The 12,204-nt window shown below is 62.3% G+C and carries 4 protein-coding genes; 2 read left to right on the top strand and 2 right to left on the bottom strand.

The window, feature by feature from the left end; genetic code table 11:
- Window positions 1-110: 110 nt before the first annotated feature.
- A complete protein-coding gene (locus NKJ26_RS15170; protein ID WP_031260038.1) occupies window positions 111-293 on the bottom strand; it encodes a hypothetical protein in 183 nt (60 codons plus the stop codon).
- Window positions 294-507: 214 nt separating this feature from the next.
- On the opposite strand from NKJ26_RS15170, the gene NKJ26_RS15165 reads away from it, so the two are divergent.
- Together NKJ26_RS15165 and NKJ26_RS15160 are read left to right on the top strand one after the other, a co-directional pair.
- On the top strand, window positions 508-1,368 hold the full coding sequence (locus NKJ26_RS15165; protein ID WP_352598180.1) for a MurR/RpiR family transcriptional regulator: 861 nt from the start codon (window positions 508-510) through the stop codon (window positions 1,366-1,368).
- Between the two features lie 75 nt (window positions 1,369-1,443).
- Window positions 1,444-11,217, top strand: coding sequence for a LysM peptidoglycan-binding domain-containing protein (locus tag NKJ26_RS15160; RefSeq protein WP_352696016.1), 9,774 nt, complete (start codon window positions 1,444-1,446; stop codon window positions 11,215-11,217).
- On the opposite strand, the gene NKJ26_RS15155 is transcribed toward NKJ26_RS15160, so the two are convergent.
- Window positions 11,190-12,203 (bottom strand): LysR family transcriptional regulator, encoded by a 1,014-nt coding sequence (locus tag NKJ26_RS15155; RefSeq protein ID WP_352696015.1) that lies wholly within the window; start codon window positions 12,201-12,203, stop codon window positions 11,190-11,192. The genes NKJ26_RS15160 and NKJ26_RS15155 overlap by 28 nt on opposite strands.
- Window position 12,204 lies beyond the last annotated feature (1 nt).

Raw genomic sequence — 12,204 nt, 5'->3', positions numbered from 1 at the left:
CCCGCCGATGACGATTTCAAATGCAGCCAGACGACGGCGTTGAAAGGTTTCTGCCGTGCAGTACGCCGCCGGTTGCTTGCGGCGGCGCATGGGTTCGGGTATCCGCTGCCTCAGGCCTTTTCAGCCGACTGGCCGAGCGTCTTTGCGGTGCTCATCAGCATGTCATGTTGGGATTTCGCGATCTCTTTCGTGATCTCCAGCCCGAACATGCGCTCCTGTTGCTTGATCATCTTGTCCAGGTTCTGTTCCGGCGACCCGGTAGAGCCGGAGGTAATGGGAGGGGTAGCAGCCATCATTGTCTCCTTGAGGGACTATTCAAGTTACAAACTCCGGACTCACATCGCTGGGGTCCGGCAGGTTGCCGAGGCACTCTAAGGCGGCATGACCGAAATTGAAAGTCCATTTGGAATATACGAGCCACTTAAGTTCCAACTGTTGCATTGCCTACATGTGAGGAGTAATCTGCCAAGCGGGTGAATGGGGTACTTCAGGATGGAAAAAGGTCCTTTGGCCGAGTTGTTGGTCGAACGGTTTGACAATATGCCGCCGCAGCTGCGGGTCGCCGCGCGTTTCGTGCTGGATCATCCCAAGGATGTCGCGCTGATGTCGATGCGCGAGCAGGCGTACCAAGCCGGCGTTTCGCACAGCACGATGATGAGGCTGGCGCGATGGCTTGGCCTTGAAGGCTACGAGGATATGCGCGGTCTTTATGCGCGCGCGCTGCGCGAGACGATCGCAGGAGAGCCGGCGCGACAGGGGATCGAACAGCGTGGCGATCCGGGATATTCGACCGTCGGCGTCGTTGCCGACGCACTTGCAGCGCAGATTTCAAGTCTTGGTGAATACACCAACGCCATGCAGATCATTGCCGCCGCCGACCTGCTTGCAGGATCGCGCGATCTTTTCGGTCTCGGCTCACGCTCCGCCTATCCGGTCGCCAGCCACTTCGTTCACGTCATGTCGTTTCTGGCTGGCGGTGACCGCAAGGTGACGCTTGTCGGCGAGATGGCCGGACAGGGCCTGGATGCCCTCCAGCGCGCCGGACGTGGCGACGTGCTTCTGGCTGTGGGCATGGCGCCTTATGAACGCACGACCATCGACGTGGCGCGCCAAGCGGCTCGGCAAGGCGTCGGCGTGGTGGCAATCACCGACAGCAGCGTGTCTCCGCTGACGCGGATCGCGCGGGAGACAATTATTGTCACATCGAATTCGCAGTCGTTCTTCCGAAGCATGGCGCCGGCGTTCGCCGCCGTCGAACTTCTGGCGGCACTGACGGCAGCGCGGTCCGAAACGGATGCCGCGGAACGGGTAAAACAGTCGGAAGAGCAGCTTGCAGCTTTCGGCATTTATTGGAAGCCCCCTCGATAACATCCGAAAGGTGCGATCGGGCGGGCGTGCCGGCGGCCCAGGCTGCCGGCAACAGTGATTCCGGAGGTCGTCCAGATGGTTCGCCTGGTAACGCTCAATAAGCCGCCCGTCCAGCCGCAAAAGGTCAATGCGACGGCAAACGCCGAGCAGATAGCGCGGCTGGAGGCGCAGGCGGCGAAACTCCGGGAGCAGATCAGGCTCGCCAACAGGATGGGCGAGCGCGATTGGGCGGCGCAGGCCCGCCAGGAACTGGCGCAGGTGAACACGCAGCTGAGTTCCCTTCGGCCGCCGCCGCTTGCGGCTCCGGCAACGCCAGCTTCGAACGCCAGCACCGGCACATCCGGCAACGGCAAGACGGTGACGCCGGCGCTCCATGTGCGGACTGATCTCGCGGCACCCACGCTGATGCCGGTGAAACTTGACGGAAGCAAGCCCGACGACAACTCCGTGGAAGCGACGACCGCCCGCAGCATCGTCAACGACGTCACCGGTGGCAAAAGCATCGACCAGATTGCGTCTGCCCGCGGCATGACACGCGACCAGGTCATTGCCGCGCTGAGGTCTGGCGGGATGACCGTGTCGACCGCCGACCCGAGTGGCAATGGCGACGTGCAGACAACGAAAATCACGGATGCCAGCGGCCGCACCGTCACGCAATATTACGACTACCAACACGACAGCTACTATACGAGCGTGGAGCACCCCAATGGCACCGCGACCACCACGCCGGTCCGGGATGGGCTCGGGCGCAAGGAAACCAGCAGCTACAATCCCGACACCGCCGCCATCACGACGCGCTATGAAGACGATCTCGGTACCGGCACCGTCACCGAACGGACGTCGCTGCCCAACGGTGCTTCGGTGGAGACGGTGACGCCGGGCGCCGGCCCATCCCTTCCCGTGACCACCGTCACCGGTCCGGACGGCCACAAAACCATATTGGCGGCCGCGCAGGATCCGGGCGGGAAAAGCACGCAGAACATCAAGCAAGGTCTGGCCGACGGGAAAAGCATCGAGCAGATCGCGCGGGAAAACGGCCTCACCAGCGAGCAGGTGATGGCCGAACTGCAGGCCGCCGGCTATCAGGTCAAACCGCAGGCAGCGGAAAGCGGCAATGGCGACGTGCAGTCGGTCGAAATCGTCGATCCGCACACCGGCGACAAGACCGTCTACTCGCATGACTATCAGCACGACGAACGCTCCGTCGTCACCACGGCCGACGGCAAGGAAACTTCGCAATCCGTGGATGGCAACGGCAAGACCCGCAACAGTGTGCACAACACCAAAACGGGCGAGACCACGACCACGATCGTCGATCCGAAAACGGGGACCGAAACCAAGATCGTCACCGACAAGGACGGCCGGGTGACGACGACCATCACCGAGAAGATCAATGGCGGCAAGCCCGTCGAGCACGAGGTCAAGCCCGGCGACAATCTGACCCTTATCGCGCAGCAATATGGCGTGTCGCTCGATGATCTCAGACGGACGAATCCTGAGCTTTTCGATTCGCCCCGAGATCCGGACATCATCAAGCCCGGAGAAAAGGTCACCATCGAAAACGGGACGCGCACGACCGTGGAGGTCACCTTCAACGGCTATAAGCTGACCACCAAGCCCGATGGCAGCATGACGCTGCACAACAGCACCACCGGCACCGACCTGAAGATCGAGGCAGGAAGCACGCAGGCCGCGCTGGCAAGGACGCTATTGGCGGTGAACCCCAACAGCAGCAATTCCGAGGAAGCAAAGGAAGGCCAGATCGTGAAGACCTTTGTCGAAGGGCTGCTGGCCGGTGAGACCTTGCCCGGCCTCATCGACGCTGCGGAGAAAGCCGGACAGGACAAAAAAGCCCTGATCGACAAATACGGTCTGGGCACTGCCGCCAAGCCCAAGCTGGACGGGCAAAACAGGGTTGTCGATCCGTTCGGCGATCCGCCACAGGGCAACGCACCTTCCGGCGGGAAGTGGACGCCGATGAAGATCGACGGAGTCTGGACCTGGGTCGATCCCCAGGTCGCCCAGGCCATCATTTCCGAGAACATCGCCCTGTCGCGGATCACTGAGACGCGAGCTCTGGCCGGCCAGCAGCAGGAGCAGTTCAACGTCGATATGCTCGATCCCGCCTACAAAGATGCAGTTGATGGCGCGCAGACGATCTTGAACAAGGCACTGGCGCCTCACGGTCTGCAATGGACCGCGCAAAAACCGAAGGGCACGCTTGCAGATGCGCGGGAGCGGCTGACCAAGGCCAACACTTTGCTGCAGAACGCGCGGGGTGCCCGTGGTGAATATGAGAATGCCGCACGCGTCCTCAAAGATGCCATCGCCGGGCAGAGTAAGCTGACGCCGCTGGGTGATCCCAATGCAACAGCCGTCGGCCCTGTCAACAGCCCGAACCGGTATACGGAACACGCTCAGGGTGTCTCCGAGCATGCGGCCGTCGACAAGCTGTTTTCCGAGGTCGGCCTGCATCTAAGCAAGGGCGACAAGCTCACCATCGATTTCCTGGTGGGCAAGGCCGAACTGGACGGCGTTCCCACGGACTCGAAGGAATACAAGGATCTGAAGGCGCTACAGACGACAGCAGGCAGTCAGCTCGAACTGGCGCAGGCTTACCAGAACTACTTCGACGCTCATGCCACTGCCGCACAGGTCGGCGCGCAGCAGACGGATCTCGAGCAAAAGCTGCTTGTCCAGTATCTTGGCGAACGGAAGTTCGACCCAAACAAGGAATACAACCGGTACAGCGGCGACTACCTGGGTCACTACAAGACCTCGACGCTCGAAGTCCGTGATGGCCAGCTCTGGGTCGTCAACCATTTCGACAAAGGGACGACGGAGCAGCAGCTCACCTACAGTCTGAACGACAAGAACGTCAGGGACGAATACCGGGACCGCCAGCTCAACAAGGACTGGCAACAGCTTCTGAGCGGTTCGACGGAGAAGGTGTGCACCGCCAACGGCCTGGAAGCCGCGAAGGCCGGCGAGGCGCAAGCGGCAAAGAATCTGAACGATGTCCTGGACAAGCAGCTCGGCGACAGCATCACCGACCTGAAAACGAAGCTGACGAGCCTGCAGACCAACTTCAACAATGCGCTGACGCAACACGGGCCTGGAGCGGTCGATGCGCCCCAAGGGACGCTGCCCGATGGCGTGCAGCCGGTCAAAATCGATGTCGGCGGACAGACGATCAAGGTGGCGCCGGAGGTTGCCCAGAAATACAACCAGATAGGGATCGATGCGCTGACCCAGGGCGGCAAGGCAATCTGGATCGACCTGGACACACAGGATGACGATCATGGTGGCCGCTGGGTCGACCCCGAGCTGGCGGTCTCCAAGCTCAAGCTTGAAGCGACAAGAGCTCAGATAGCACAGGCTGAGGATCTGCGCAGAGTGGTGCAAGGGTTCAGCGATTACCATGAGCTTCGGCTCAGCGATCCCTCGCTGTTGGCGGACCGCAACAGCACGGTGGACAAGACCTATCTGGACGAACATCAGCAGCAGACGCTCGACGGCATCTATCAGCCGAAGTTCCAGCAACTGCTCGACAGCGGCTACGACAACCAGTTCCGGGAACAACCTGGTACGACCCTCGATCACACGGTCGCCAGGACGTTCGGCCTGAATTCTTCGACCGATGATGGCCGCGAGGCGATCGAGAATGTGACGCATGAGATCCGCCATATTGGCGGCGACGATCCATATGTGCGCAGCGTACCGATCTTCTATGTCGACGACGAGGTCGGGACGCAGCAGGTCACGCTCTTTGCCGTGCGCGACGGAGACGGCAACACTCGCTATGTCGACGCAACCGGCAAGAAGTTCGACGACCTCGGCGATTTCCAGGACAACAACAGCCAGTTTGGTGAGAACGGCAAGCTCGTCGTTCCCAAAGGACTGGAGATGAAGGCGGGAGACGACGGCAAGGTCGCGCTTGAAGTGGTGAAGGCGCGCAACGTCTCGGTCTGGGACAAGGTCGTCGATCCGCTGGTTGGCATCGGGACCGGCATCGCCACCATCTTGTCGTTCACGCCGGCCGCACCGATCGCGGCCCCGCTGGCCTATACGGGTGCTGCCTACCTCGGAACCCGAGCCGTCATAAACCAGGTCAACCATCTGGAACATGGCGGCGAGTGGGACGATGCCGAGTCACTGATGAACATCGCCAGCGCGGCGACCACGGTTCTGCCCATGGCATCCAGCGGCCTGCGCACCATTGGCATGGCGGGAAAGGAAATGACCGCGCTCCAGGCCTTCCGCGGCAGCATAGGTGCAACACGATCCGGCTCTTCCCTGGCGCTCGAAACCCGCGGTTACATGCAATCGACCGCCGGCCTGAACAAGGCGGCGTGGGGAATGGATGTCGGCTCGGTGATTGTTGGCGCACCCTTGCTGGCGACCTCTGCCTACGATCTTGCCGTCAACGGAGACCAGATGAATGGTCTCCAGCTTGCCAATGCGCTTACGGGTCTTGGCACCGGCATCACCGGTACCGGCCTCGGCATCCACGGCCTGCGCACGTTGCGGCCGGGAACGGGCACGCAGGCGAGCCCCAATGGTCCGGACGCCAGTCCGCCACCGGGCAGCGACGGACCGCACCAACAGCCGCCTGGGGGCAACGGACCGCGGCAATTGCCGCCGGCGCCGGAGCCCGGTCCCTCGGGGCGCCCAATGAACGTCTATGAGATCGGTGCCGACGGCGTCTACAGGCCGACCGGGAAGCAGGTCTTCCAAGACCCCAACCATCCGGTGATACCCGGAGAAGTGATCAAGGCCGACGACGGCAGCGGCGATGGTTCGACAATGCAGCCGGGCCACGATCCTCAGGGGTCGACCCCGCCTGGTACTGCCCATCCCGCCGATGGCGATCCCATCATCGTACCGGGCAAGCCGACAGGACAAGACGGAACGGTGCGCCTCGTCTGGGACCCGGAGACACGCAGCTTTGCCGGCAGGCCGGAACGCGACACGAGCGGGTATGTCTACACCAGCGGCAAGGATCCAAAAACGCCCTCGGCCTATCTCGATGGCTTGACAGTCGAACAGCTTGTGACCCGCTATGAGCAGGAGAAGGGCTATTATTCCAGCCGCGAAATGGCCGAGCGTTACGGCCCGGACGGTCTCCAGATTCCGCGTACGCCGCTTCGCGACATATTGCCGGACTTCCGTGTCGGCGTCACCTTCCGGGTCCGGTTGAACACCGGCGACGCCTTCGGAATCGGCTCGCCGACAATTGCGGCCGTTGGTTTCGGTGTCGGAACCAAGACCGATTTCGGCATGATCGGGTGGTCGATCGTCGACAGCGTCAGCCAACGCAGCCTGACGCCGTTCAAGGACGCGCTCGGCACCCAGGGCGTCGTATCCTACAGGGCACGCGAATACAGGAACATCACAAGCCTCCAGGCCGGTGTCTGGCCGGTGTCCAACCAGACGGCCCTCCCGGTTCGCAGCAGCGATCTGTCGGCGGCGGCGAGCAAGGCGATATTCGGCGATGCGACCGGCTACGACGCCAAGCCGCTGGACGCTGCCATTGTCGGGATGACACCGGATGGCGAAGGCACCGTGATCGAGATGACCTACACGCCTTTGCTCAAGGGCGAGGAGGTCACGCTCGCACCTGGCCAGCATGACTTCTTTGGCGTGCCAGCGGAAAACAGTTTGGGGCACGTCCAGCTGCAAGGCGCGCTTCCGTTCGACCGTGTCATGACCGAGACCAAGGCAGGCATACGCCTGCCGATCGTCGCCAATCATGTCGCCGCGGTGGACCAGATGCCGCGCGTCGGCTTCGAGAAGCGCCCAGAACTGTCCGTCAAAGACACGCTCCAGCCGGGCGACATCGTGTCGACCCAGGCATACGACCAGATCCAGTCCGCTCTCGGCTCGACAAGCCTGAAGATCCAGTTCGCGGTCAAGGATCCGGCGAAGGCGTCCGAACTCATCGCAGCCATCGGCCAGGGCGATGGCATCCGCACGATACGTGACCTCGTCAAGGCCGGCCAAATCGATCCGTCGAACATTGTTTCTCTGGTTGACGAACCGACGCTGAGCGGGTTGCGCCTTTCGGCCGTACCGGGCAAGGCGCCCACGGCAGAGATCGTTTTGCTAACCGGCGAGAAGGCTCGAATTGTAAACCCCGAGGCGATGCTGGTCGACGTCATCTTCAACGATCACAACAGGCTGCCTGGCGTACTGGGTTTCAATCCCGACCGGATGGTCACGTCCGCGACCTACAAGGTGAAATCGACAGTACAATCATGGCTTCCGGCGGGCTTCCAACCCGACGGACCACCGCAGTCCCGCTACATGCCGAGCGCGGGCAACATTTATAAGAACCTCTACGGTTCGCATGGCACCCCGGCCACGCGCTACACGCTTTCACTGTCGACGCATCCGCTGCCCGCAGGTGCGTTGACCTTCAGCGCCGAAGTGAGAATCCAGTACAAGTCCAAGGCGGCCAGCATCGCGCCTTCGATCGCCAAAAACGAAACCGCGACACTGACCTTCGATCGTGCCGACGGGCAAAACGAGGAATTGACGATTCCCGCCTGGCTCGCCCACGCCGTGGAAACCTCGCGCAACGGCGCGGCGAGAAGCATCCCGAAGGGCGGCAAGGCCTCCATGGAGCAGCTCCTCGGCGAACTGGAAAAGAACGCAAGACCTGACCAGCGCGCCGCGATCGAGCAATTTCGGACGGAATTCGGCCCTTCGATCCTCGATGGCGGCTTCATGCGCCAGAACGTTGCCGATGGTGTGCTGACCTTCCTTTCCTCGCAGGTGGGCGGCCGCCGAAACGGCCCGATCCAGATAAGGGACGAGCACGGGCAATCCGTGACGGCCACCCGTTATGGACCACTGCCAAAGAGCGCGGAGAATGTCTATGTGCCGCCCGCCGACGGACCGCCAGCACGCGGCGACGAGCCGGAGCTGATGCACAAGTCGCATATTCTGTTCCGCGATCCCGAGACCGGCGAAGCATACGTCCTGCCATGGATGCGCGGCGCCTCCGAGGACCATGTGCCGGGCAGTCAGGGGCGGCCGGAGGGCGAAAGCGTGCCGCCGGCGGCGGCGCCAGCCAGGAAGGCAATCGAGGCGGCGCCTCCAACGACCTATTCGCTGCAACAGGTTCGCAACATGCGCCAGCCCGAGAAATGGCGGGCCGGCGAGATTTATACGCGCGAACTCAATGGGTCGCTTGGAGAAGCGCATTTCCCGGTCGATGCCAGCCCGGGTGGGCCTCACCCTGTCTCAGGCGTGGGTGGGCGATATGTGGATTCGCCCGTCTTCAAGAGCGACGACGTGATCGAGGCGATCGAGGTCAAGACCTATCATCGCTGGACGACGATCAACGGTGTCGCGCAGATGCGCGAAGTGCCGCTCACGCCGAAACTGCAGGAGCAGATCAACAAGGATGTGGCGCTGCGGAACGAGAACCCGGCTTATCAGCCGCGCTGGGTTTTCCTCGATGCGCCGCCTTCCGCGGACTTGCAGCGGGCGCTCGACGATGCGGGGATTGTCGGCAACATCTTCGGACACAACAAACCAGTCTCGGCAGCACCACAACCCCAATCCACGACGACCAAAACCAGTCCGGGCCGAACCCTGCGGCTCGAGGACGAGAGCGGCAAGGTGATCACCGCGGCAATGTTGGGCACCGAGCCGAGGGGGCCGGAACAGGTTTATGTGCCGCCTTCCGACGGCCCTCGCGCGCCAGCCGATGCACCGGAGCTGGCGGACAAGACGCACATACTGGTGTTCGACCCCGACACCGGCGAGGCCGTCGTGCTGCCGTGGATACGCGGTGCTTCCGACGGCCACGTGCCGGGAAGCCCGGGGCCGGAAGTCGGGGCGCTCTCCACCGACCAGATTTCGAAGCTGACCAGCGCGCAGTTGCGCGCCATCAAGCCGGAGCACATCGCCAAGCTGACGCCAGAGCAGGTTGCCGCACTGAGCCCCGAGCAGGTCGGGCAGCTGACACTTGATCAACTTGCGGCGCTTCGGCCGAAGCAGTTGCGGGCGCTCAGCCCCGAACAGCTCCAGGCGATCAGGCCAAGCAGATTGCAGGCCGTTGCCCCTGGCCGCATCAGCGGCTTGCGACCGGATCAGGTCGCTGCGTTCTCACCCGAGCAGCTTGCTGCGTTGACCATCGAGCAGGTGCGCAAGCTGACGCCGGAGCAGATCGCCAAACTCAGCGATGAGCAGCGCAACGCCTTTACGTCAGAACAGTTCGCCGCCATGAGACCTGCCCAGTTCGGCCATCTCGACGCGACGCAGTTCGCGGCGTTGAATCCCGACCTTGTCGCGACACGCGATCCCGTGACAACGGCAAAGCTGTCGCCGGACCACATCTCGGCGCTAGCGCGTGAGCAGCTGGGTACTCTGACCATTCATCAGATCGAGGCGCTGACGAAGCGGCAGACAGCGGCTCTGACGCCGAAGCAGCTTGCGGAGTTGAGCCCCGGCCAGTTGCGTAAGTTCACACCCACGCAGTTTGCCTGGATGTCGACGGATCAGACGAATGCGCTTTCCGTGCTGCAACTGACGACCTATCGGGCGACCCATAAAAAGGCGATGACGCCGGATCAGGCCACCAGCGTGGATCTGGCCCTCAGCCATGCCAGGATGCGGGAAAACGCTCAGGCACTCGCTACCTTTGGCGGTATGTCGACCACCTCCTACATCCTGTGGAGTTCGTTGCCGCCAACCTGGACCGCCACCGCCGGAGCGGTGGCATTTGGCGCGCGAGGGTTCGTTTTCGGCGCGCAAGCGCTCTTCCCCAACGCAACCGCAGGTCACAAGCCGTTCGGGCGATTCCTCAACGCACTCGGCGGAGCCACATTCATTGCCGCGGCGCCAGGTGCCGCGACCGGGATGATCCAGGGTAAGGATCTTGTCGTCAACAGCACGTTCACGCTCGGCAACATCGTCTATGGCACGAAGTCGATGCTGCAGTCGTTCAGCGGCAGACCGGTGATCCGAAACCTGGCCGAATATTTGGCTGGTCCCGGCTATGTGCTTGGCTGCGCCGTCTATACGCTGCACTCCTGGCCGGCGCCGATCGCAACAGTCGCCGGCACCATGTTCACGTTCGGCTGCGCGGAATTCTGGGCGTCGGCCATAAGGACGGACCGGATGAATAGCCGTTCGGTGCCGCGAACCGACGCCGATATCGCGGCGGCGCAAAAGTCCGACAAAAAATGGGCTGCATGGGATCGGTGGACCCTGGGCATCACCTTCGGTGTTGGAATGCTTCTCTTCTCGCTGGACTCCCTGCTCGCGGAGCCTTGGGACGGCGCGAAGCCGACCTCTACGCCCGATCCGAAGAAAGCGGATGGCGATGCCTCGTCCCAGCGCCCCGATGATCCTTCGGATGTTCCAGATGGGCCGCAAACCCCGCCAGAGACCTTCCCGCAGCTCGTCGTGCAATCGGATGACGGCCTGAATTTGCGGACCCAGCCTGACGGGAATTCAACGGTGGCGACGGTTCTGCAACCCGGCACGTTCGTCGAGCAGACCGCGAAGCCTTCGACCGATCCGTCTGGAGAAGCCTGGATACCCGTCGAAGGTTTTGGACCGGACGGCGAAATGCATGCCGGCTGGGTTTCCGGCGACTATGTAGAGGTGCATCCCGAGGGCAGCAGCAATTCCGAGGGCCGGACGAATCCAACGCTGGAGAAGGACGGCTATCAGTGGGTCGAGGTCAAGAACGGCGACTCTATTCGCCTGATCGCCAGGACCCACTCGGCGGACGTGGCGGAGACGGTGGTGCTCAACATGGATCACATCCTGAGCCCGGACATGATCTTCTCCGGCGATCGCATCTATCTGCCTGGCACATCGGTCGGCTGAGAACATCGGCCGGCTGGGAAACGAACGGCGGGATCCTGAAGCGCGTCGCGTTTTTTGCGCCCGCCGGCATGCTGCGCCTGGCCGGTTCTCGCGGCATATGCGTGGGCGACACAGGCGGCCAGCTTTGCCGCTCGCTCCGCTATCGGATTGGATGGTTCGGAAGAGTAGGAGGCGGTAAACTGCAGGTCGGACGGGTGCCATTCACAGTCGACGATGCGCAGTTTACCGCTTTCGGTATACTCTTGGACGACGTCCTCTGGCAGGGTGGCTATGCCGATACCGTTGAGTGTCATCTTGATGGAAGCGGCTAGGGAATTGGCCGGAAAGATGCGCGGCGTCTCCTCCAGCTCGCCGGTGAGCTTGCGGTATAGCTCGCTGTAGGGCCTCGTGCTGCGCGCATAGCTGATGATTGGAAATTGCATCAGGTCTTTCAGCGTCAGCTTGCGTCGGTTGGGCAACTTCAATTGCGGCGAGCAGACCCAGATCAGTGGAAAGGATGGCAGCTCTATATTCTCGATGCTGTATTCCAGTATCGGGCCCATCAGCACCGCAAGGTCGAGCCGGTGGGACATGAGTTCATTGCGAAGGGTGGTCGTCGCATCGACGACAATATCCGTGTCGACAAGCGGGTAGTTTGCCTGCAGTTCCCTGAGAAAATCCGGAAGCCATGTGTGCACGATGGATTCGGCGACTCCGAGCCGAAGCACCCCTGCCGTCTCCGAAAGAGAGCTGGCCGCCAGTTGCAGCCGCTCTGCTACGCGCAGGACCCGTTGAGCAGGTGGCAGCAGCCTTTGCCCCTCGGCGGTCAGCCTGACGGTGCTGCTCTGCCGCTCGAACAGCTTGGCACCCAGCGCTTCCTCCAGGCCGGCAATTCGCGTGGACACGGCCGGCTGCGTCGTGTTCAGGCGTTCCGCTGCCTTTCGAAAGCTTCCGAAAGTCGCCACCAGGAGAAACGTTTCAAGCTGCTTGATGTTGAACGGAATCACG

It is taken from the genome of Mesorhizobium sp. M0152 (assembly GCF_040322415.1).
Lineage (GTDB): Bacteria > Pseudomonadota > Alphaproteobacteria > Rhizobiales > Rhizobiaceae > Mesorhizobium.
The sequence above is the reverse complement of the archived record's forward strand: the minus strand, read 5'-3'. Positions and strand labels throughout refer to the sequence as shown.

Excerpts from the sequence above, each read along its gene's own strand:
- NKJ26_RS15170 (WP_031260038.1), bottom strand. The coding sequence starts at position 293 with ATGGCTGCTACCCCTCCCATTACCTCCGGCTCTACCGGGTCGCCGGAA.
- NKJ26_RS15160 (WP_352696016.1), top strand. The coding sequence starts at position 1,444 with ATGGTTCGCCTGGTAACGCTCAATAAGCCGCCCGTCCAGCCGCAAAAG.